The 21,175-nt window shown below is 64.3% G+C and carries 19 protein-coding genes and 1 tRNA gene; 2 read left to right on the top strand and 18 right to left on the bottom strand.

What is annotated here, in order from left to right:
• Window positions 1-2: 2 nt before the first annotated feature.
• From atpE to ACRQDJ_RS06120, 11 genes are all read right to left on the bottom strand, one after another.
• Complete coding sequence (atpE, locus tag ACRQDJ_RS06170) at window positions 3-221, bottom strand: ATP synthase F0 subunit C (protein WP_016441730.1); 219 nt, start codon at window positions 219-221, stop codon at window positions 3-5.
• Between the two features lie 23 nt (window positions 222-244).
• Window positions 245-1,063: a F0F1 ATP synthase subunit A gene (gene atpB / locus ACRQDJ_RS06165; RefSeq protein ID WP_320757383.1), complete on the bottom strand. Its 819-nt coding sequence runs from the start codon at window positions 1,061-1,063 to the stop codon at window positions 245-247.
• A 220-nt stretch (window positions 1,064-1,283) separates the two neighbouring features.
• Complete coding sequence (locus ACRQDJ_RS06160; protein WP_320757384.1) at window positions 1,284-1,703, bottom strand: hypothetical protein; 420 nt, start codon at window positions 1,701-1,703, stop codon at window positions 1,284-1,286.
• Complete coding sequence (locus tag ACRQDJ_RS06155) at window positions 1,700-2,884, bottom strand: glycosyltransferase family 4 protein (RefSeq protein ID WP_320757385.1); 1,185 nt, start codon at window positions 2,882-2,884, stop codon at window positions 1,700-1,702. The genes ACRQDJ_RS06160 and ACRQDJ_RS06155 overlap by 4 nt, the downstream gene beginning before the upstream one ends.
• Before the next feature lie 78 nt (window positions 2,885-2,962).
• Entirely contained in the window at window positions 2,963-3,559 is a 597-nt protein-coding gene (locus ACRQDJ_RS06150; RefSeq protein WP_320757386.1) for an L-threonylcarbamoyladenylate synthase, read from the bottom strand.
• On the bottom strand, window positions 3,546-4,463 hold the full coding sequence (gene prmC, locus ACRQDJ_RS06145) for a peptide chain release factor N(5)-glutamine methyltransferase (RefSeq protein WP_320757387.1): 918 nt from the start codon (window positions 4,461-4,463) through the stop codon (window positions 3,546-3,548). Before prmC ends, ACRQDJ_RS06150 begins: the two co-directional genes overlap by 14 nt.
• A 16-nt stretch (window positions 4,464-4,479) precedes the next feature.
• Window positions 4,480-5,586 carry a peptide chain release factor 1 gene (gene prfA, locus ACRQDJ_RS06140; protein ID WP_320757388.1) on the bottom strand — a complete coding sequence of 369 codons (1,107 nt, stop codon included), beginning with the start codon at window positions 5,584-5,586 and terminating at the stop codon, window positions 4,480-4,482.
• 126 nt (window positions 5,587-5,712) lie between these two features.
• Entirely contained in the window at window positions 5,713-5,925 is a 213-nt protein-coding gene (rpmE, locus tag ACRQDJ_RS06135) for a 50S ribosomal protein L31 (protein ID WP_016441737.1), read from the bottom strand.
• Between the two features lie 195 nt (window positions 5,926-6,120).
• Entirely contained in the window at window positions 6,121-8,076 is a 1,956-nt protein-coding gene (gene rho, locus ACRQDJ_RS06130) for a transcription termination factor Rho (RefSeq protein ID WP_126134864.1), read from the bottom strand.
• 98 nt (window positions 8,077-8,174) lie between these two features.
• Window positions 8,175-9,059 carry a homoserine kinase gene (gene thrB, locus ACRQDJ_RS06125; protein ID WP_126134863.1) on the bottom strand — a complete coding sequence of 295 codons (885 nt, stop codon included), beginning with the start codon at window positions 9,057-9,059 and terminating at the stop codon, window positions 8,175-8,177.
• Window positions 9,059-10,345 carry a homoserine dehydrogenase gene (locus ACRQDJ_RS06120; RefSeq protein WP_284896327.1) on the bottom strand — a complete coding sequence of 429 codons (1,287 nt, stop codon included), beginning with the start codon at window positions 10,343-10,345 and terminating at the stop codon, window positions 9,059-9,061. The genes thrB and ACRQDJ_RS06120 overlap by 1 nt, the downstream gene beginning before the upstream one ends.
• Window positions 10,346-10,560: 215 nt before the next feature.
• Between ACRQDJ_RS06120 and aroD the strand changes: the two genes are divergently transcribed.
• Window positions 10,561-11,367, top strand: coding sequence for a type I 3-dehydroquinate dehydratase (aroD, locus tag ACRQDJ_RS06115; protein WP_284896325.1), 807 nt, complete (start codon window positions 10,561-10,563; stop codon window positions 11,365-11,367).
• 98 nt (window positions 11,368-11,465) lie between these two features.
• Here aroD and lysA read toward each other — a convergent pair whose 3' ends face one another.
• Both lysA and argS read right to left on the bottom strand, forming a co-directional pair.
• A complete protein-coding gene (lysA, locus tag ACRQDJ_RS06110) occupies window positions 11,466-13,001 on the bottom strand; it encodes a diaminopimelate decarboxylase (RefSeq protein WP_284896323.1) in 1,536 nt (511 codons plus the stop codon).
• Window positions 12,998-14,674 (bottom strand): arginine--tRNA ligase, encoded by a 1,677-nt coding sequence (gene argS / locus ACRQDJ_RS06105; protein WP_284896321.1) that lies wholly within the window; start codon window positions 14,672-14,674, stop codon window positions 12,998-13,000. The genes lysA and argS overlap by 4 nt, the downstream gene beginning before the upstream one ends.
• Before the next feature lie 178 nt (window positions 14,675-14,852).
• Here argS and ACRQDJ_RS06100 point away from each other — a divergent pair.
• Window positions 14,853-14,925: transfer RNA gene (locus tag ACRQDJ_RS06100), tRNA-Arg, on the top strand.
• Between the two features lie 114 nt (window positions 14,926-15,039).
• On the opposite strand, the gene ACRQDJ_RS06095 is transcribed toward ACRQDJ_RS06100, so the two are convergent.
• From ACRQDJ_RS06095 to ACRQDJ_RS06075, 5 genes are all read right to left on the bottom strand, one after another.
• Window positions 15,040-15,984 carry a zinc-binding dehydrogenase gene (locus tag ACRQDJ_RS06095; protein ID WP_026429095.1) on the bottom strand — a complete coding sequence of 315 codons (945 nt, stop codon included), beginning with the start codon at window positions 15,982-15,984 and terminating at the stop codon, window positions 15,040-15,042.
• 185 nt (window positions 15,985-16,169) lie between these two features.
• Window positions 16,170-17,090 (bottom strand): glycerophosphodiester phosphodiesterase family protein, encoded by a 921-nt coding sequence (locus ACRQDJ_RS06090; protein WP_284896319.1) that lies wholly within the window; start codon window positions 17,088-17,090, stop codon window positions 16,170-16,172.
• Complete coding sequence (locus ACRQDJ_RS06085) at window positions 17,090-18,433, bottom strand: peptidoglycan DD-metalloendopeptidase family protein (protein WP_284901531.1); 1,344 nt, start codon at window positions 18,431-18,433, stop codon at window positions 17,090-17,092. The genes ACRQDJ_RS06090 and ACRQDJ_RS06085 overlap by 1 nt, the downstream gene beginning before the upstream one ends.
• A gap of 395 nt (window positions 18,434-18,828) precedes the next feature.
• Window positions 18,829-19,854: a hemolysin family protein gene (locus ACRQDJ_RS06080; RefSeq protein ID WP_284896315.1), complete on the bottom strand. Its 1,026-nt coding sequence runs from the start codon at window positions 19,852-19,854 to the stop codon at window positions 18,829-18,831.
• The gene (locus ACRQDJ_RS06075) at window positions 19,847-21,148 is read right to left on the bottom strand and encodes a hemolysin family protein (RefSeq protein ID WP_284896313.1); all 1,302 of its coding nucleotides are present in this window, start codon (window positions 21,146-21,148) and stop codon (window positions 19,847-19,849) included. The genes ACRQDJ_RS06080 and ACRQDJ_RS06075 overlap by 8 nt, the downstream gene beginning before the upstream one ends.
• Between the last annotated feature and the right edge of the window lie 27 nt (window positions 21,149-21,175).

The following is a 21,175-nucleotide window of genomic DNA, read 5'->3' as shown; positions in this document are numbered from 1 at the left end:
GCTTAAGCTCCGAACACGAAGCCCGCGGCGAAGCCGATCAGGCCGAGTGCTTCGGTAAAGGCGATGGACAGGAACATATTGACACGCAGGTAGCCACGGATCTCGGGCTGGCGTGCGGTAGCTTCCTGGTTCTTCGCACCAATGAGGCCGACGCCGATGCCGGGGCCGATGGCCGCGAGACCGTAACCGATGGTCGCGAGAACTGCTGCAGATCCAGTCATGGGATTGTCCTTTTCTTGTTGTTTTAGTGGGCGGAAATAGAAAGTTGGATATACGCGGCGGTGAGCAGGGCGAAGATATACGCCTGCAGGCACGCCACGAAAAGTTCAAAGACGGTGAAGAGGATACCGGCCACCAGAGTAACCGTACCCAGGCCAATGCCGAGGCCCCCGCCCATGGAGAAGTAGAGCGCGTGGGTACCCAGGAAGCAAAGCACGAGCAACATGTGCCCGGAAAGCATATTGGCCAACAGACGAACCGTCAGTGTGACGGGCCGAATGATGAAAGTAGAGAGCAACTCAATGGGCGTCATGATGATGTAAATCGGCCAGGGCACCCCGGGCGGGAAGAGCTGTTCCTTGAAGAAGGTACCCGCCCCGCGTTCTTTCATACCCGCAATAATGAAGGCCACGTACGCCACCACGGCGTAAATGAGCGGCATACCAATAACCGACGTACCCGCGAGCTGCAAGCCCGGGATGACGCCGGTCAGGTTCATAAAGAGAGTACCGAGGAAAATGGTAGCGAGCAGGGGCTGGTACTTCCGTGCCTGCCCTTCAAGAATTTCTTCACCGATCTGCACCCGCGAGAAGTCCAGCAAGGATTCCAACGCGGCCTGCGCGCGGCCCGGAATGAGCTTGGCGCGCTTGGCGTAGATAACGCAGAAAACCAGAAGAACTAAAGCCGCAAGAAGACGAATCACCATCACGCGATTCATCTCAAATGGCGTGCCGGCGAAGAAGATGGGGGCGGGGAAGAATTCCTCAACTCCCGGGGCGTGGAACCCGTCGTTCTCCATCGGCAGGCCGAGCATGCTCAGATTCGCGAACGAACCGACTGCCATGCGCTCACCCTCTCCATCGAATCTTTCCGCGGCGGGAACCCCGCCTGAACGGCACTGCTAACTTATCTTAGCGTGGAAATCACAATTGTCATCACCGCACGGCCTTGAACTTCGCCGCCGTGAACAGTGGTCTACGTTACTCTTGCCGCCTCTGCACAGCTAGGACTTAGCGCCCTGGTCCCGAAAGCGTACGCGCGGCACCGCCCCAGGTGAACCGGACTCACGGTGCGGCTGCGCGCAGATCGGCGCGCAGCACCACCCAGGATTGCAGCGCGAGCACGCAGATAATGAGCCCGGCAAGTGCCAGCGCCGCGGTTCCCACCGGCGCGCTCGTGAGGGCTCGCATTGCCCCGAGTCCCCCGAAGACCACCGCGAGTTTGACCGCGTAGCCGCCCAGGGCCCATCCGGCCCCGCCGGGCAGGTAGCCCGCACTAGCCCAGGTGACCGCCTGGAGTATCAGCGCAATAAGGGTGGCCCAGCCCACGGCGCAGGCGTGCTCGCCCTGGCCGGCAAGCAGGCACCCTGCCACCCCGATTATTCCGACGACGACGCAACCGAGTGTTGCGCTCAGCTGGGCACGGCGCAGCAATCGCCCGGCGCCTCCGCTCGGGGCAGCTCGCCACCCGGATTGGGCTCTCATGATGCCTCCTCCGCTTCCCGCACCGGCTCCACTTCGGAAATGGGCGCATCTCCGGCATTCTCCTCCGGAATGCGCTCCCCGCGCGCTGCCGAGCTGCGCCGTCGCCCGAACATCCCGAAGGTGACCACGCAACCGAGCACCACCCCGGCCGCGCCAATCAGGGCGACGTGCCGGGCGGGTAACACAATAAGCAAAATGCAGGTGAATGAAAAAATGGCCGTCCACAAATAGAGGATGAGCACGGTGCCGGTATGCGAATGCCCCAGGCGCAGCAGGCGGTGGTGAAGGTGACCGGCGTCGGCGTGGAAAGGAGACTGCCCGCGGGCCAGGCGGCGGGTGACGGCCCAGATGAAATCAGAGAGCGGCAGCACCACCACGGCGAGGGCCAGCAGCAGCGGCAGATATGCCGGGAGCGCGTAGCCGAGGGAGGTCGATTGCGGGTCGATCTGCCCGGTGACCTGGATTGCGGAGGCGGCCAGCACCATGCCGAGCATGAGCGCCCCCGAATCACCCATAAAGATACGGGCCGGATGGAAATTATGCGGCAGGATACCCGCGCACATCCCCACCGTGGCCGCCGCGGCCGCGCAGGCCACCGACGTGTAATCTCCCGGGGTGGCATTGCGGGTAAGAATATAGGAATAAATAAAGAAAGCCAGGGATGCAATGCCCACGATCCCGGCGGCCAGCCCGTCCAGGCCGTCCATGAAGTTCACGGCATTCACCGTGATGACCACCATGAGGATGGTAAAGAAAATCGAAAGGCGAGTGGAGCCCACAGTCAGGCCCATAAAGGGCAGCGTGACGAATTGGACGCCCTGCCAGGCCATGACCCCGGCGGCCAGCACCTCGCCGGCCAGTTTCGTCATCCAATCCAGTTCCCAGATATCGTCGATGGCACCCACCAGGCACATGAGCCCGGCGCCCAGCCAGATCGCCCAGGCTTGCGAGGCGGACCCGAGCACCCGATGCAGGTAGGGGATCTGAGAGGCGATAGCGAAAGAAGCCGAAAAGCCCAGGAACATGGCCACTCCGCCCAGCCGCGGGATAGGCACGGTGTGGATATCGCGTTCGCGCACCTGTGTCATGGCACCCACGCGTAGCGCCAGGCGCAGAATCGCGGGGACGAGGAAGTAGGTGATGGCGCAGCTGAGCACCATCATGAGCAAGTAGACGCGCATGCTCTCTCCTTACCTTGACCGCTGCCGTTCAGTCTAGCCGGCCCGGCTCCTGCATCAGTGCGCCGCCGCCGAACCGCTTCAGCCCAAGGGCACCACCGCGGCAATATCCGCATCCGGAATAGCGCCGTGGCGGAGGATATGTGCCCGTTCCCCCGCGAAACTCACGATGGTGGACGGCACCCCGCCCGGTGCGGTGCCTCCGTCCAGGTATACCGCGACTTTCTCTCCCAGCTGCTCGCGAGCCTGCGCGGCGGTGCGGGCCGGGGCGTGCTCGGTGAGATTCGCGGAGGATACGGCCAGCGGACCGGTGCGGCGCAGCAGCTCCAGGGCGAGCGGGTGATCGGGCATGCGCAGCGCCACGGTGCCGTGAGTTTCGCCCAGATCCCAGCCGATGCTGTCATTCGCGGGGAGAATGAGGGTAAGAGCCCCGGGCCAGTACGCCGCCGCGAGCGCGCGGGCGCCGGCCGGGATGCCGGAGGTCAAACGTGCGGCGTCGTCCATCGAGGCAACAAGAACCGGGGAGGGCTTATCGCGCCCGCGCCCCTTCGCGGTGAGGAGCCGGGTCACAGCCGCGCGCGAAAAGGCATCCGCGCCCAGTCCGTAGACGGTATCGGTGGGGAGAACCACGAGCTCGCCGCGCGCGAGGGCGGCTACCGCGGCATCACATGGGTCCATATTCTGCCTCCAAAAAACGTTCCCGCCCGGCCAGGTCCCGGCCGGTTGCCACCCGGGTGAAACCCACGCTACGGGCATAATCGCGCAGGGCCGCGCTCTGCGTCTCCGCGTGTTCGAGAACGAGGATACCCCCGTCCCGCAATAGCTGCGCCGCGCGCGCGACAAAAAGCCTGGGCAGGTCCAGGCCCTCCGCTCCCCCGCCCCACAGGGCGCGCGCCGGATCGGCCCGCACTTCTGCGCTCACGGGCGTATCGGGTGGAATATAGGGAGGATTAGCGACGACGACGCTCGCCGCGTGGTCCAGTTCCGGGAGCGGCTCAGTTACATCGTGGTGCAGGAAAGTGACGGGTGACCCGTAGCGGGCATTATTGGTGGCAGCTAGTTGCAGGGCCCGGAGATCTGTGTCGACGCCGATCACCCGGGCGGCGGGGACTTCAGTCGCAATACTCAGGGCAATGGCTCCGCTGCCGGTGCCCAAATCAAGGACGAGGGGGCCGGCCTGCTGCTCGGCGGCGCAGTTCTGCGCCGCCGCTGCGCCGTCGTTCCCAATGGCGGTAGTGTTCCCGCGGCTCTGCGCGGCCACGCACGCTCGCACGTGCTCGATGGCGCGTTCGGCGACGATCTCAGTTTCCGGGCGCACAATCAGCGCATCGGGCGTGGAAACCAGCTCGAGGTAGCGGAAATACATCCGCCCGGTAATATGCTGCAGCGGCTCGCGCGCGGTGCGACGGGCCAGGTAGCTTGCAAAAAGCTCACGCTGGGCGGGAGGCGGGGTATCGCGCGGATAGGGGCGTTCCCCCGCTGCCGCTTCGGCCAACCAGCGGGCATCGGCGGCCGGCGAATCCACCCCGGCCGCGGTGAGCTGCGCGGTGGCACCTGCCAGCAATTCCGCCCAGGTGGTCATAGCGCTCGGCTACTCTCTACTTTTCTTCCGCGGCTTCCATGCGAGCCGCTTCATCCATAATCCGGGCCGAGTCAATAACGGCATCCAGATCCCCATCGAGGACTGCGTCGAGATTATGGGCCTTGTAGCCAGTGCGATGATCGGAAATACGATTTTCCGGGAAATTATAGGTGCGGATGCGCTCGGAACGGTCCAGGGTACGCACCTGGGAATGACGCAATTCCGCGTTTTCAGCGGCCTGCTGATCCAGCTGGAGCTGGCGCAACCGCGCGCGCAGCACCCGCATCGCAGATTCGCGATTTTGGATCTGCGATTTTTCATCCTGCATGGAAACCACAATCCCGGTGGGAAGGTGGGTGATACGCACCGCCGAATCGGTGGTATTCACAGACTGCCCACCCGGCCCTGAGGACCGGTACACGTCAATGCGCAGGTCATTGGCGGCGATTTCGACTTCACCCGGGTCATCTACCTCCGCGAAAACAAGCACCCCTGCGGTGGAGGTCTGAATGCGCCCCTGGGATTCGGTCACGGGTACGCGCTGCACCCGGTGAACCCCGCCCTCGTACTTGAGGTGGGCCCATACGCCTTCGGAAGGATCCTCGAGCTGCCCGCGGGAACGAATGGCGACCTCGAGGTCCTTGTAGCCACCCAGCTCGGTTTGGTTGGCACCCAGCACTTCCCAAGTCCAGCCCTTGGAGGTGGCGTAACGTTCGTACATGCGGGCCAGATCCCCGGCGAAGAGGGCGGATTCTTCCCCGCCGGCGCCGCCTTTGATTTCCATAATGACATCGCGGGCATCGTCTTCATCGCGGGGGATAAGGACTTCCGTGAGTTCCTGGGAGGCTGCCTCGTAGCGTTCTTCCATTCCGGGAAGTTCGGGGCGGAAGAGTTCAGCATCTTCCCCACCCTGGGAGATAATCTCCCGGGCTTCGGTGAGGTCCTGTTCGGCCTGGAGGAAACGCCGGTACACGCGTACCACCCGCCCGAGTTCGGCGTAGCGCCGCCCGAGTGAACGCAATTTATCCGGGGAGGAGAGAACCTCCGGGCTAGCCATATCCGCTTCGATTTTTTCAAATTCAGCGAGATGGTGCTCGGCAACCTCACGACGTGTATCAGCCATAACGAGGACCTTTCTTCACGCGCACCCCGCGCGTGCCCTACCGCCACGGGACTGTGGCAGCTCTACCGACAATAGTGCAAAAAAAGAAAAGGAGCGCCCTTGCGGTGACGCTCCTTTCCGTGGCGCTTACTTCTTGCGCTTGCCGTAGCGTGCCTCGAAGCGAGCCACACGCCCACCGGTATCCAGGATCTTCTGCTTGCCGGTGTAGAACGGGTGGCAGTTATTGCACACTTCCACGCGCATGTGGTCACCGTTGTAGGTGGAACGGGTGGTGAACTCATTACCGCAGGTGCAGGTCACGGAGACCTCGTGGTAATCGGGATGGATTCCCTGCTTCATTATCTCTCCTTGGTTCGTAGCTGCTCCCGGGTCCGAGCACGGTTCTCCGCATCACGGTGAACCGGGAGCCGACAGAAAATTATGGCACGGGCGGCCCGGCCGAGACAAGGTACCGTGCGCGTATCACATCACTACGTGCTGCGCGCGCTCGGTACCCGACCCCCGGCCGGTTCCTCCCGCCGTGTTTTATTCGGCTTACTCGCCGCGCGATCCTTGCATGGAACGCATAATCGACACGAGGAATTCCGCGTTATTTTCGGTATTCCGCATCCGCTTGAGCACGAAGTCCGCCGCTTCATCCACCCCAAGAGTGCCCAGGGCCCGGCGCAGCTGCCAAATGACCTTGAGTTCTTCGGGCTTGTAAAGCATTTCTTCGCGGCGGGTACCCGAGGCGTTGATATCGATCGCCGGGAAGATACGCCGGTCCGCGAGCTGGCGCGAGAGGCGCAGCTCCATATTGCCGGTGCCCTTGAACTCTTCGAAAATAACTTCGTCCATCTTCGAACCGGTTTCCACCAGCGCGGAGGCGATAATCGTGAGCGAACCGCCATTTTCGATATTGCGCGCCGCACCGAAGAACTTCTTGGGCGGGTAGAGCGCCGCGGCATCCACACCACCGGAGAGGATGCGCCCCGATGCCGGGGCCGCGAGGTTGTAGGCACGCGAAAGGCGAGTGAGGGAATCGAGGAGCACCACCACATCCTGACCGAGTTCCACCAGGCGCTTGGCGCGCTCGATAGCGAGTTCGGAGACGATGGTGTGATCCGAAGCCGGGCGGTCGAAGGTGGAAGCAATCACTTCACCCTTGACGATGCGGCGCATATCCGTCACTTCTTCGGGGCGTTCATCCACGAGGACCACCATGATATGAACCTCGGGATCATTAGCGGCAATCGCCTTGGCGATCTGCTGCATAATCATGGTTTTCCCGGCCTTCGGCGGGGAAACAATGAGGCCGCGCTGGCCCTTGCCAATGGGGGCAACCAAATCGATGGCGCGAGTAGACAGGCCCTTACGTTCGGTTTCCAGGCGCAAAATCTCATCCGGGTAGACCGGGGTGAGCTTATTAAAGTCCGGGCGGCGCGCTGCTTCAGCTGCGGGCAGGGAGTTAATAGTATCCACCTGGACGAGCTGGTTACCGGACCGGTTATTGTTTTGATTATTGTAACGACGGCGCGGATTACGCTTGTTATTGCGGTTATTATGCGAGGAATTATCCTCATCGTGCTGGCGAATAGCACCCACCACGGCATCCCCGCGGCGCAGACCGTACTGGCGCACCAGCGCGGTGGAAATCTGCGCATCATTGGGGCCGGGCAGGTAGCCGCCGGTGCGCAGCACCATCTGGTTACCCTGGGTATCCACAATGCCGGCAACGGGAACGAGGGTATCCTCCGCCTGGCGCTTACCGGCCGGAATCTCCTGGCGTTCCTCACGTTCGGGCTTAGAAGCCGGCGCGGAATCCTCCGCCTCGTGATCCGCGCGATCAGTACGTTCAGCGCGTTCCGAGGTGCGGCGGGAGCGGCGGGCTTCTTCATGTTCCTCACCGCGCCGGTTGCGCTTGCGGCGGCGGCGCTCCGAGGTGGTGTCATGGTGGTCACCGGCGCGGCGTTCCGCGGCATCGCCAATGGCATCCAGGGCCGCGAGGGTGTTTTCGTCACTGAGGGAATCGGAACGGCGGGCAGTCGAGGCAGCTTCCTGCTTCGGTTCGGGCAGATCGATATGCACCGGTTCGCGGTGATCCCGGCGCACTCGGCGCCGCACTTTACGTTCCTCACGTTCATCGCGGCCGGCGGCGGTACTGGGCGCCGCCACGGGTGCGGCATCAGCACTGGCGGCACTTACCGCGTGGGGGCGGGTGGCTGCTTCCGCAGCGGTCGACACCGAGGCGGCTTCATCCGCGCTTTCCTTCTTCGCTGCGGGCTTTGCCGTGGTGGCAGCAGCGGGCTTTTCGCGCGTTTTCTTGATATTGGCGAGGCTATCTTCCTTGCGGGGCCGCCCGCGCCGCGCGGGGCGAACTTCGCGAATGGCCGCGAGCAGGTCCGCCTTCTTAGCTTTCGGGTCAATGTCCAGGCCGAGTTCTTCGGCGAGCGCGCGCAGCTGCGGCACCCGCATCGTTGAGATTGCGCCTGATGTTGGGGTTTCCGTCACGAGGTTCCTTCCTCGGAATTCAGGGGTTGTTAACGCACTTATGACAATTTCAAGTACGTGGGAAATAACCGGTATAAGAACGTCGGTTAGACCTTAGTCTACACCAGATAGGCGCCCCGTGTGGACATTCCAGCGGTATTCACCGTAAATCCACGCCGCTGCATCATAGAAACTGTGTCAGCGTCAAGGCGTGAAAATACTAGCACGGATGGGCCCGCACCGGAAATAACGGCCGGGAACCCGGCCGCGCGCAGTGCCCGCACCGCGTCCGCGGAGGCCGGCATCGCCCCGGCGCGATAGTCCTGGTGGAGGCGATCCTCGGTGGCCTGCCACAGCAAATCGGGGTAGTGCTCCAGGGCAAGGGCGAGCATGGCGGTGCGCGACGCATTAAAAGCGGCATCTGCGTGCGGAACGGTATCCGGCAACGCGGCCCGCGCCTTTTCGGTCAGGAGCTGTTCCCCGGGAATAAGGAGGGTGGTGTCCACCGCGGTGGGGATACGCGCCGCCCGGGCCTGCGTTCCTTCCATCCACGTGACGACGGCGCCCCCGAAAATCGCCGGTGCGGCATTATCGGGGTGCCCTTCAAATTCGGTGGCGAGGGAGAGGAGCACGCCGTCGTCGAATATATCGGGGCGATCTACCAGGCCGCGCACTAACAGTAAGCCGGCCACCACAGCCGCCGCGGAAGAACCGAGGCCGCGCCCCTGCGGAATTGCGTTAACGCAGTGCAGTTCAAAACCGACGCCGGGCAGGGCCGCCGCCTCAAAACCGCGGCGCAGAGCCCGCACGATGAGGTGATCTTCACCGGTGGGAAGAACATCCGCGCCTTCCCCTTCGATACTCACCCGGGTAGCGCCGGTGGTCAGGCGCACGCTCACTTCGTCCCAGAGGTTATGCGCCATGCCCATGCAGTCGAAGCCGGGACCGAGATTGCCGGAGGTTGCCGGGACCCGCACCCGCGCTTCGGAGGTGGCGATACGCATTAGGCCACCTCCACCCGCACGAAGCTCGCGGTGCGTACGGTCGCCAGGCCCGCGGCGGCGGAAAGATCCGCAATGGTTGCTTCCACATCGGCTTGGAGGGCTTCGTGGGTAGTAACCGTGAGGCGGCACAGGTGATCCGCGGTGGGCGATTCTTGGCTCACCCCGCTAATGGAAACATTATGGCGGGCAAAAGTCCCGGTAACCTCGCTGAGAACACCCACGTGATCGGCCACGTCCATGCTCAGCTGGAAGCGCGAGCGCGCCTGGGAGGGGGGCAGAATCGGCAGCTCGCCGTACGCCAGTTCGCGCGGAGCCAGCCCACCGTGCACGCGGTGATGCGCGGCGGCCACCAGATCGGAAAGCACCGCGGTGGCGGTGGGGTTCCCGCCGGCACCCGGCCCGTAGAACATGAGCCGATCCGCGGCTTCGCCCTCCACCACAATGGCGTTATAGGCGCCGTGCACGGTAGCGAGCGGATGCTGGGCGGGAATGAGCGTGGGGCCCACGTACAATTCAATGCCGTCCGCGCGCCGCTTGGCGGAGGCCACCAGCTTGACCACGTAGCCGCCACGCCCGGCCGAGGCAATCATCTCCGGGGTGATATCGCGGATTCCGTGGGTGTGCACATCCGAAAGCTGGACGCGGGTGTGGAAAGCGAGAGAGGCCAGGATGGCGCATTTTGCCGCGGCGTCGTACCCGTCCACATCGGCGCTCGGATCAGCTTCGGCGTAGCCGAGCTCCTGCGCCTTCTTCACCGCGGCATCGAAACTTTCCCCGTTGGTGGTCATTTCGTCAAGGATGTAATTGGTGGTGCCGTTGACGATTCCGAGGATATGGGTGACGCGGTCTCCGGCGAGGGATTCGCGCAGCCCGTAAACCACCGGGACGGCCCCGCCCACCGCGGCTTCGTAATAGAGGTCGACGCCGGCACGCGCCGCGGCGTCGTACAATTCTGGACCGTGTTCGGCCAGCAGCGCCTTATTTCCGGTGACCACCGAGGCGCCGGCGGCAAAAGCGGCCAAAATATATTCGCGCGCCGGTTCAATGCCGCCCATAAGTTCAATAACAATATCCGCCTGGGCGATAATGGCGTGGGCATCGGTGGTGAGCAGCGCGCGGTCAATCGCGGGATCGCGCGGGGCCTCCAGGTTGCGCACCGCGATACCGATAACGCGCAGGCGCGCCCCGGCTCGCAGGTTAAATTCTTCCGCATTGGCTTGCAGCAGGCGGACGACGGCGCTTCCCACCGTTCCCGCCCCCAGCAGGGCAACCTTGACTTCCTTCACGCCTACTCCTTATCTTGACGAACGCGCCGGCCTCTCTGTCCTCGCGTGTCCTAGCCTAGCGAAGGTAGGGCCGGGGCGCGCCACCGGCCCGCCCGCCACGAGCGTATGGGCTTGGTATGCGGCGAAAACTGGGTGTGGCGCCCGCCACGCGGATGGGTACAATATCCCCATGGAAAATGCATCGACCGATGCACGAAGAGAAAGCGAGGTGCGCGATGCCCACTGTGAAAATCAAGGACGTCACCTTCGGCTCCGGGCCGACGAAAATCCTCGTGTCCATTACGCCCGCCAATGGTGACGAGCTGCGGACGCAGGTAGCGAAGCTTCCTGAACAGGACATTGACGTTCTGGAATGGCGAGTGGATTTCCTCGAGGATCTTGCCACCCTCACCGAGGTGGGAACCCTTTTGCGTAAGTCCACGAACCTACCGATTCTGGGCACGTTCCGTTCCGCGGCGGAGGGCGGCCAGAAAGCGATTATGCCCGATGATTACGGACCGTTGGTGATCCGGCTCATCCAATCCGGGCTGGTGGATGCGGTGGATGCGGAGCTGTTCCGCACCGGGGCGTGGACCGAACGCATTATTCAAGAAGCGGCCCGGGCCCAGATTCCGGTGATCGGTTCTTACCATGATTTCCGTTCCACCCCGCCCGAAGATGAGATCGTGAATCGCCTGCGGCTCTTGCAGGTGCACGGGGCGTCTATCGCGAAAATTGCGGTCACTCCCGCGCATCCGGGTGATGTGGTAACGGTGCTCAACGCGACCTATCGGGCCAGCCAGGAGCTGCACGTTCCGCTCATCACCATCGCCATGGGGGCGCTGGGCACCATGAGCCGGATTACTTCCGCTATTTTCGGCTCCGCAGGTACCTGGGGTCAGGCCGGGCAGGCCACCGCGGCCGGGCAGATCGCGGTAGCCGAGCTGCGCCCGGTGGTGGACGCGATTTCGGCGTGGAGCAGCGCCCCGGATACCTGGGAAAAGCCCGCTCAGGTGAGCGAGGCCGTGCTGCCGGAGGATTAGGTGCCGCCCGCGCCGGCGCTCAGCTGTTAGTGCACCGGCGCGCGGGCAGCTCTAGTTTTCGGCTGCGGCGGCCGGGCGATTACTCGGCTGCCGGGCGATTACTCGGCTGCCGGGGAATCGGTTGCCGGGTAGTCCGCGTCTAGCGCGAGGAGGTCCGCCACGGTTTCCCCGCGAATAAGCCAGCGGGCCCGGCCGCCGCTCACCGCAATAACTCCCGGGCTGGGCAGCATATTGTAATGCGAGGCCATGACTCGCCCGTAGGCGCCGGTGGTCGGCGTGACAAGCAGGTCACCGGCGTGAATATCCTCCGGGAGGGCGACGGCGCGCACCACAATATCGCCCGATTCGCAATGCTTACCGACAACTCGGCAGACGCGCACACCTCCGGGATTCCCCTGGGTGGCCGCCGCACCGGCAGCGGGATCCGCCGCGCTTGCCGCGGCGGCGTCGTCGGCCTCAACATTGGTGCCCGTGCTGGTGCCCGTGCTGGTGCTGGTCGGCACGCGGTCCACGAGGGCCGCGGTGTAATCGGCGCCGTAGAGGGCGGGGCGGATATTATCGGACATTCCCCCGTCCACCGAAACGTAGGTGCGGCTGCGGGTGGCATCCACGTGGACGTTCTTGACGGTTCCCACGGTGTAGAGCGTCATACCGGCCGGGGCAATAATGGAGCGGCCCGGTTCCACGGAGATCCGCGGGGCGGGAATGCCGCTCTCGGCGCTGTGCCGGGCCACTTCCGCGGCGAGCACGGTGGCGAAGTCGCGCGGCGTGGGCGGAATCGGATCCGCGCCGGTATAACGCACCCCGTAACCACCACCCAGGTCAATTTCGGGAATCACGGTTCCCAGCTCGCGGGCCACCCGGGCCCGCAGGTCCAGGATGGCGCGTGCCGCGGCCACGAAAGCTTCCGTCGCCACAATTTGGGAGCCGATATGCGAATGCAATCCCACCAGGCGTAGCCACGGATTGGCCTCGATGCGCTTAATCGCCTCCCAGGCCGCGCCGCTGGCGAGCGAAAGACCGAATTTTTGGTCCTCGTGGGCCGTGGCAATGAAATCGTGGCCGCCCGCGTGAATACCGGAAGTCACCCGCACCACAACGGCGGCAACCTGCCCGCGCTGCGCGGCCGCGGCCGCCACCAGCTCCACTTCGGCCAGGGAATCAACCACCAGGTGGGCGACCTGGTGTTCCAGGGCCAGCTCGATTTCCGCCGCGGATTTATTATTGCCGTGCAAGCCAAGCTGGTGCCCGCGCGCTCCGGCCGCCAGGGCGATGCGCAGCTCCCCTTCGGAGCAGGTATCCAGGTGGAGACCTTCCTCTAGCATCCACCTGGCCACGCCCACGCTGGCAAAAGCCTTGCAGGCGTAGTAAACATCCGCTCCCGCCAACTCGGCAAAAGCCTCCCGCATCGCGCTCACCCAGGCGGCGGCCCGGGAGCGGGCATCGGCTTCATCCAGAATGTAGAGCGGGGTGCCGAAACGTTCCGCCAGGGCGCGCACTGAACAGCCGCCCACCTCCAGGTCACCGGGAAGGCGGCGTACCGTGGTGGACCACACCCCGCTAGGCGAACCCTCGGGAAGGGGCGCGGGCAGCTGCTCGAGATTAGTTACCGGGGTGTTCACCGAGTCGCTCACATTTTCTCCGGGGCGCTTACCCCGAGCAGGTGCAAGCCATTGGCGAGGACCTGGCGAGTGGCGTCGTTCACCCAGAGGCGGGTGCGGTGCAGATCGCTGACTTCTTCATCCGCGCGCGGGGTGACCCGGGCCTTGCCGTACCAGGTGTGGTAGGCGCCGGCCAGTTCTTCCAGGTAGCGGGCCACCCGGTGCGGTTCGCGATTGGCCGCGGCCAGGGAAATCACTTCGGGGAAGCGGGCGAGCTGCCCGATGAGATCGGAATCGGCTTGCTCAAGCAGTTCCGGGGTGAAGGCATCCGCGCGCTGCACCCCGTGTTCAGCCGCATTGCGGGCCACATTCGCGGTGCGGGCGTGCGCGTATTGCACGTAGTAGACCGGGTTGTCATTGGTGTGCGAAGCCAGCACATTGAGGTCCAGCTCCAGGGTGGTATCCACCGAGGCGCGCACCAGCGAGTAGCGTGCCGCATCCACGCCCACGGCTTCCACCAGGTCCTCCAGGGTGACCACGGTGCCCGCGCGCTTGGACATGCGCACCGGAACACCATCGCGCTTGAGATTGACCAGCTGGCCGATGAGGATTTCCATATTGCCGCCCTTGCCGGCGGTATCCCCGAATGCGCGGGCCATGGCGTACATGCGCCCGATATAGCCGTGGTGATCCGCGCCGAGCATATAGACGGCGTGATCGGCACCGCGGTGGCGCTTATCGAGGTAGTAGGCGATGTCACCGGCGAAGTAGGCGGTTTCCCCGTCCGATTTCACGATGACGCGGTCTTTATCATCACCGAAATCGGTGGAGCGCAGCCATACCGCGTTATCTTCTTCGTAAATAACACCGCGTTCGCGCAGCTTTTCAATGGCGGCGGCAACCGCTCCGGAATCGTGGAGGGATTGTTCGTGGAAGAACACATCAAATTCGGCCCGGAAATCAGCCAGGGAACTCTTGATCTCCGCGAACATGAGCTCTACCCCGCCGGCGCGGAATACTTCCTGAGCTTCGGCTTCCGGGAGGGTGCGCGGATCAGGGCGCCCGGCGGCTAGCTCCTGGGCGATAACCTGATCGGCAATATCGGAAATATATGTTCCGCCGTAGCCATCTTCCGGAGTTTCGCGGCCCAGCGCGGCGGCCAGCAGGCTTTCCGAGAAATGGTTGATCTGGTTGCCGTGATCATTGAAATAGTATTCGCGCACCACGTTCGCGCCGGTGAAGCTGAGAATCCGGGCGAGGGTATCCCCCACCGCGGCCCAGCGCGCTCCCCCGATATGGATGGGGCCGGTGGGATTCGCGGAAACATATTCCAAATTGACGGTGGTTCCGGCACCCGCCTGGGAGGAACCGTAGCGCTCCCCCTGTTCCACGATGCTGCGAGCCAGTTCCCCGGCCGCGCCCGCGGAGAGGCGAATATTAATAAAACCGGGGCCGGCAACCTCCACCTGAGCGATACCGGACACACCTTCGAGGCGCCCGGCCAGCAGGGTGGCCAGGTCACGCGGGGGCATCCCCGCGCGCTTGGCGAGTTGCATAGCCACATTCGTGGCCCAATCCCCGTGCTCGCGCGAACGCGGGCGCTCGATTTTCACCGTGGGAATATCACCATCGAGGTGGAGCTGACCTTCATTACGTGCGGCGCTGATTTCCGCCGCGATACATGCACTGAGTTCTTCCGGAGTCACGCATCTAAGTGTACGTGCTATCTACGACAGAATTACACCGCCGCCCGGGGCCTTTCACGATGCCGCACAAGAAGCAGCACCCGGGGCCGGCAAAGATGCGGGCACAAGATGCCGCACTCCGGTTGAGAATCCAGGTATTTTTCCCGGCGCCCGCCAACGTGGTAAAGTAGCGCAGTGCGCCCCGATAGCTCAGGGGATAGAGCGTTCGCCTCCGGAGCGAAAGGCCGCAGGTTCGAATCCTGTTCGGGGCACAAATCGCACGAAGATGGGCCCGCGTATCGAAAGATATGCGGGCCCATCGCTGCACTGGTGGCCCCAGCTGCGCCGTCGTACTAAAACGCGCGCCGCGGGAACGCTACCGGCGTTTAGTACTCAACTACCAGGCGCCCCACGACCTCGTGATTCTTGAGCTTCTCGATACCTTCGGGAATTTCCTCGAAGGGGATGGTGGTAACCTGCGGGGTGAGTTTCCCGGTGGCCATGAACTCGTAAATCCCGGCAATATCTTCCTTGGTGCCGCCGTTGGAGCCGATGAGGCGGCACTGGTTGAGGATGAGGCTCTTCGTGGAAATAAGCGATTCCAGTTTGCCCATGCCCACAACCACCACGGTGCCATCGCGGCGGATAATATCCACGGCGTCCGCGGTGGTGGTGCCGAAACCGGCGAAGTCCACGATGAGGTCGAAAGTAATATCAGAGAAGTCCTTAATATCCTTCTTCACGCCCTTGGCACCGATCTTTTCGGCCAGCGGCCACACCTTTTCATTAATTTCAGCCACGTACACATCCGCGCCGGCGAGCACCGCCACCCGCGCACCGATCTGCCCGAGCCCGCCCAGGCCAATAATCCCCACGGTTTGGCCCTTCTGCAAGCCGCCCTGGGTCACGACCGCCGCGTGGGAGGTCATCCCGGCATCGGTTGCGGCCGCGCCCAAAATAAAATCAACGCCGTCCGGAAGCGGAACGAGCGCTTCGGCCGGAACCGCCATCTTCGGCGCGAAACCGCCATCAAAACTGTAACCGGGCGCACCGGCCGCGGTGGTGGGGCACACGCCCACGCGATCCCCGACCTTGTACTCCGTGACGCCTTCGCCCACTTCGGCCACCACGCCCGAATTTTCGTGCCCGATGGTGATGGGGCGCTTGGCGAGCATGGACAGCCAGCCCTCATCCGTGAGTAGACCAACATCCGAATGGCAAATACCGGCCGCCTTCATCTCCAGAACAACCTCGCCCGGGCCGGCCGTGGGATCAGGAACCTCATTGAGAACAAGCGGTTCATTGGTATTCGTAAATTGCCAGGCCTTCATCACAACTCCTTCTGTGTGGCGGTGCGGCGCATCTATGCGCTGCAAGGGACTTTAAGCCTAGCATTTTTTGTTTGTTTCATCACGATTTGCGCGGAAGTTGCGCTGAGAGCGTGGCGCGCCGGCGTGGTCCAGAATGTGGTACGACGACGCCGCTCCCGGCCGCGCTCCCCTCCCGCTACCGGAGTTTAGATCCGCACCGAGTACTGCGAGTTATCGAAATAGCTGCGCATCGCGCTGGGTTCGTCGGTAATAATGCCATCAACGCCCAGGTCGAGCAGACCTTCCGCTTCCACGGCGGAATTAATCGTCCAGGCGTGCACCGCCAGCCCTTGCGCGTGGGCGAGCTGCACAAAACGCGCGGTGAGAACGGGAACCGGGTGGCCGAGCGTGCCACCGCCAGCCTCATCCTCGGTCCGGCGCGAGCGACTTGAGCGCGAAAGCGGCCACGGGCGAGGCAGCGAGCGAAGACCGGGTAACGAGCGAAGGCCGGGTAGCGAACGCGGGCGCGGCAGCGCGATATCTACCGGCACCTGAACGGCCTGGAAGCCGCGTTGCGAACCGGGGAATTTGGCGATGCGCACTCCCTGCACACCGGGCAGGTGGGAGAGCGCCATGAGCCAGGCCACCGCCGAGCGGCCCAGCGAAAATGTAGCTCCCGGCAGCCGGCTGCGCATACGTTCCACCCGAGCCTGGGAGAAACTGGCCAGGCACACCCGCCCCGCGGCCCCGGTACGCCGCACCGCCGCCACCAGCGGTTCTACGGCCGCATCGGATTTCGCGTCCAGGTTAAAAACAGCATCCGGGAAGGCGTCGAGGACTTCATCCAGACGCGGCGGACGCTCCCCGGCCTCGTTGCGAACCTGCGCTACTTCCGCCCAGGTGTGCGCGCTGATCGGGCCAACCCCGTCCGTGGTGCGATCCAGGAGCGGATCGTGGAGGATCACCGCCACACCATCCGCGGTGGCGTGCACATCCGATTCGATATGCCGAAATCCCGCGCGGTAAAGAGACTCAAAAGCGCGCAGGGAGTTTTCCGGGTATTCGTTACCGCCGCCGCGGTGGGCGATGATGAGCGCGGGCCCATCAATATCGTAGAGTCGCCCCATTACTTGCAATCCGCCTCGAGGGGCTGGGCTTGGCGTTCTTCCAGGAAGGCGAGCGGGTCGAGGAGTTCGTCGTTGGCGGCGTGGATCTCCAGGTGGAGATGCGGGCCGGTGGAGTAGCCATTCGAGCCCACCGCTCCGATCACGTCACCGGCTTTGACTTTGTCACCGGCCTTGACGAAAACTCCGTCGTCGTACATGTGGATGTACCAGGAGCTGAACTTTTCCCCGTTAATGGTGTGCTCGATAATAATGAGATTATTTGAGCGGCCCTGGATACCTTCACCGGCGTGCTTGACCACGCCGTCGGCGATGGCGTGGATCGGGGTGCCGGCCGGGGCGCCGAAATCCTGCCCGGCGTGGGAGGAAACTTCCCCGGAGATCGGGTCCACGCGGGTGCCGAAAGGCGAGGTGAGGCGGTAGCTTCCCTCGGGTAGCGGCTTGACGATGAGGCGATCCGTGGGGATATCAAAAGCGGCGCGAGTACCGGAGGCTCCGGCGGAAGTGGGGCAGGCGCGGCGCGGATTTTCCGCCGCGGTGCGGGCCTGGGCGCGCTGAATCGCGCCGACTTCCCCGGTGAGCTGGGCCGGGGTGGTGAATTCTTCCGCCATGGGCGCCACGAAAGCCGGGTTCGCGGCCTGCGCCGCATTGCCCTGCAAGGTGGACATAACGGGAAGCACCATGCCCAAGCAGGCCACCGCGCCAATAAGAATATTGCGATAGGGAGAAACGGAACGCGCCACCACCCAGTGCGCGGCAGCCCCGGCCAGAATCCGGTCTGAACGCTCCCGGTTCTGCGCGCGCCCACGGGCTTCACCCGCGCGCACCGCCGCGTCAATATCCGATTCGGAGAGGACTTCGGTGCCCTCGGTATCGGTGGTGATTCCCACGGCGCCGATTCCACCGGTGGGCGCGGCCTCGCAGGCGGCAATGGTCAGAGAAGAAGGAAGAACGACGCCGAAAGCGGCCCCGCGCCCCGCGTTCACCTGCGGTTTCAGTTCCCGGGTGGGAAGCGCAGTAGGTTCTGGCAGGTCGCTGACCGGACGCTCACTTACCGGTGTGGCTTCCGGCTGCGGGCTAGCTGCCGGCGCTGCGGTCACCGCTTCGATGCTTGCAGGCGCGGCGGTGCGGGCCCGTTTACCGCGCGCGGGAAGTTCACTCACCGTTGCGAGCGGTGCGACGGCGGCGGCGCGGCGCCCGCGCCGCGTTGGCGGCGTAATTTCAGACTGGTCGCGGGTGGAGGCGACGGCATGCAGCGGAACCTCAGTAACCGCAGCCCGTTTGCCTGCCGCCCGGCTGGCAGCCCGGCGCGCTGCTGAGCTGGGCGCCGCGTGCGAAACAGGCACCGAGTGTGAATCGGACGCGGCGTGCGACACCGCCGCCCGGGAACCCGCAGGCCGAGACGCCACCGAGCGCGAGCCCTCCACGCTCACATCAGCAGCGGCGCGCGCGGCGCGTTTCCCAACGCGCTCCTGCGGAGCCTCATGCGCCCGGGCCGCTCTGCGCCCGCCGCGAGAGGTGTGGTGTACCGCGCTCACTGCTCTCCTCATTTTCCCTGCCAGATGGCCGGCTCATCCACCGGCCCGTCACTATTACAAAATGATAACGGTCAGCGCCGGAAAGGCAAAGAGTTTTCACCACATGAGCCGTATCGCATCGCGGCCTACCGGCCCCACCCCGAACCGTCCCGCTCCCTCCCCACCTCACTCACACCCCGCGCAATCCGCGCTATCTCGCGGTTTCAGGAACGGCGCTGCATGGAATCACGCACGTCCCCGACGAGGTCTTCAATAACGTCTTCGAGGAAGATCACACCCGTTACCTTTCCGTTATCTTCCACGATGGCCATATGCGTCCCCGAGGTTTGCATAGTTCGCAGCGCGTCCTCCACGCTGGTTCCGGCAGCAAGGCTGCGGACCGGCCGCACCAAGCGGGCGGAAATAGGCAGTTCGCGCTGGGCGGCGTCGAGAATATCCTTCACGTGAATGTACCCGACGATATTCCCGCCGCTCACGAGTGGGAACCGCGAATACCCGTGGTCGGCCACCAGCCGTTCCACCTGCGCGGGCGTGGCGGTGCGCGGGCAAGTGACCACCTTATCGAGGGGCAGCATGGTGTCCCCCACCTGGTGTTCGGAAAATTCCAGCGCCCCGGTGATAAGCCCCTGGGTATCTTGGAGCACCCCGGCCGCCTGGGAGGCGTGCACAATCGCCGCGACCTCGGAAGCGGTAAACGCGGAGATGACCTCGTCTTTCGGTTTCATCCCCATCCAGGAAACGATATGCACCGCGAGCCAGTTGAGCGATCCGGTGATCGGGCGGAAGACCCGGTCAAAAACCAGCAGCGAAGGCACAAACAGCATGCCGAGGCGTTCCGGGTGGGTGACCGCCAGGTTCTTCGGCACCATTTCACCCAGAATCACGTGCAGTGCGGTTACCAAGAGCAGGGCCAGCACAAAAGCAATGGTGTGGGCAAGGACCGCCCCGGCACCCACCGCGGCCAGCGGCACCAGCAGCAGCGCCGCGAGCGCCGGTTCCGCGAGCGCCCCGAGGGCCACCGAGCACAGGGTCACGCCGAGCTGGCAGGCGGCCAGCATTTCATTGAGGTTGCGGGAAGCCGCCAGGGTTTTCGCGGCGCGCGGGTTGCTTTCCGCCAGGGGTTCCAGGCGGGAGGGCCGCGAGGCGGTGAGTGCGAATTCGCAGGCCACGAAATAGGCGTTTCCGGCGAGCAACAGCACGGTGAGGATGAGGGCGAGGGTATTACTCATGGATTTTCACCTCCACCGTTTCGACGCGTCGCTCGTCCATAGCACGCACTGTCAGCTGGGCGTCGTCGACCTCCACCGTATCCCCCACCGCGGGAATGCGGCCAAGTTCAGCCATAATCAGCCCGCCGAGGGTTTCGTAGGGGCCGTCTTCGGGCAGGCGCACCCCGCAGATGCGGAAGGCTTCGTCCGGGCGCAGCAATCCGGGCACCACCCAGGTTCCCGGGGCGGTGCGGCGCGCGCCGGTGCCGCGGCGATCATGTTCGTCCGCGATATTGCCGACGATTTCTTCCACGGCGTCCTCGAGCGTCACGATTCCGGAGGTTCCGCCGTATTCATCGACGACGACGGCCGTTTGGCCACCGATATCTCGCAACACCACGAGGAGCTCGGGCAATTCCATCGTTTCGGGTACCGCAAATGCTTCGCGCATCACCGAGGAGGAGGTGACGGGCACGTCCGCGCGGCGCTCGGCGGGAATGGCCACGGCGGGGCGCAGGTGCGCGAATCCGCGGATATCATCGAGGCCGCCCTCGCCCACCACGGGGAAACGTGAGAAGCCGGTGGTGCGCGCCGCGGTAATCACATCCGCGGCGGAGGCGGTTTCTTCCAGGTATTCCACCCGGCCGCGGTCGGTCATAATATCGATGGCCGTGAGCCCGCCCGCGCCGATGGAAGCGGTGAGCAGGCGCGCGGTGGAGGGCTCCAGGGTGCCGGCCGCCGCGGATTGGCGCACCAGGGCACCCAGTTCCGGGCCCGAGCGCGCCCCGGAGATTTCATCGGCCGGTTCCACGCCCATGCGGCGCAGCAGCCAGTTCGCGGTGGCGTTGAAGGAGACGATCACGGGTTTGAACACCACGCTGAAGGCGTGCAGCGGGCCGCCCACCCGGGCGGCGGTACGCAGGGGTTCGGCCAGCGCCATATTCTTGGGGACCAATTCCCCGAAGAGCATGGAGAAGAGGTTGACGAGGAGGAAGGCCGCGGCGGCGGCAATAGCAACCGCGGCGGCCCGCGCCACCCCGGCCGCACCCAGCCAGCCCGTCAATATTTCCGTCAGGGGTTGCTGGGCCACGTAGCCGAGCAGGATCGTGGTGATGGTAATGCCCACCTGGCAGGCGGATAGGAAGAGCGAAAGGTGGTGGAGGCGGCCGGCCACGCTGGCGGCGGCCGGGTCCTCAGCGGCGCGCGATTCCACCGCGGCCGGGTCCAGGGCCACCAGGGAGAATTCCGCGGCCACGAAAAGCGCGGTTCCCAGCGTGAGGAGAATGCCAAGAAGTAAAAGAAGAGCGTTGGTCACATAAACTCCAGGGTAGGTGCTTCTTGC

It is taken from the genome of Actinotignum urematis, from assembly GCF_051264595.1.
Lineage (GTDB): Bacteria > Actinomycetota > Actinomycetes > Actinomycetales > Actinomycetaceae > Actinotignum > Actinotignum timonense_A.
Note: the sequence above shows the minus strand (reverse complement) of the source record. Positions and strands in the feature narration are given on the sequence as shown.

Bases quoted from the DNA above. Each gene is read 5' to 3' on its own strand.
- prmC (WP_320757387.1), bottom strand. From the start codon at position 4,463: ATGACCACCTGGGCGGAATTGCTGGCAGGTGCCACCGCGCAGCTCACC.
- prfA (WP_320757388.1), bottom strand. From the start codon at position 5,586: ATGGCTGATACACGTCGTGAGGTTGCCGAGCACCATCTCGCTGAATTT.
- ACRQDJ_RS06090 (WP_284896319.1), bottom strand. From the start codon at position 17,090: ATGGGGCGACTCTACGATATTGATGGGCCCGCGCTCATCATCGCCCAC.
- ACRQDJ_RS06095 (WP_026429095.1), bottom strand. From the start codon at position 15,984: ATGAAGGCCTGGCAATTTACGAATACCAATGAACCGCTTGTTCTCAAT.
- ACRQDJ_RS06155 (WP_320757385.1), bottom strand. From the start codon at position 2,884: ATGCGCGTCTACTTGCTCATGATGGTGCTCAGCTGCGCCATCACCTAC.
- aroD (WP_284896325.1), top strand. From the start codon at position 10,561: ATGCCCACTGTGAAAATCAAGGACGTCACCTTCGGCTCCGGGCCGACG.
- ACRQDJ_RS06160 (WP_320757384.1), bottom strand. From the start codon at position 1,703: ATGAGAGCCCAATCCGGGTGGCGAGCTGCCCCGAGCGGAGGCGCCGGG.
- ACRQDJ_RS06080 (WP_284896315.1), bottom strand. From the start codon at position 19,854: ATGAGTAATACCCTCGCCCTCATCCTCACCGTGCTGTTGCTCGCCGGA.
- atpB (WP_320757383.1), bottom strand. From the start codon at position 1,063: ATGGCAGTCGGTTCGTTCGCGAATCTGAGCATGCTCGGCCTGCCGATG.
- ACRQDJ_RS06150 (WP_320757386.1), bottom strand. From the start codon at position 3,559: ATGGACCCATGTGATGCCGCGGTAGCCGCCCTCGCGCGCGGCGAGCTC.
- thrB (WP_126134863.1), bottom strand. From the start codon at position 9,059: ATGCGTATCGCCACCTCCGAAGCGCGGGTGCGGGTCCCGGCAACCTCC.
- atpE (WP_016441730.1), bottom strand. From the start codon at position 221: ATGACTGGATCTGCAGCAGTTCTCGCGACCATCGGTTACGGTCTCGCG.
- rpmE (WP_016441737.1), bottom strand. From the start codon at position 5,925: ATGAAGCAGGGAATCCATCCCGATTACCACGAGGTCTCCGTGACCTGC.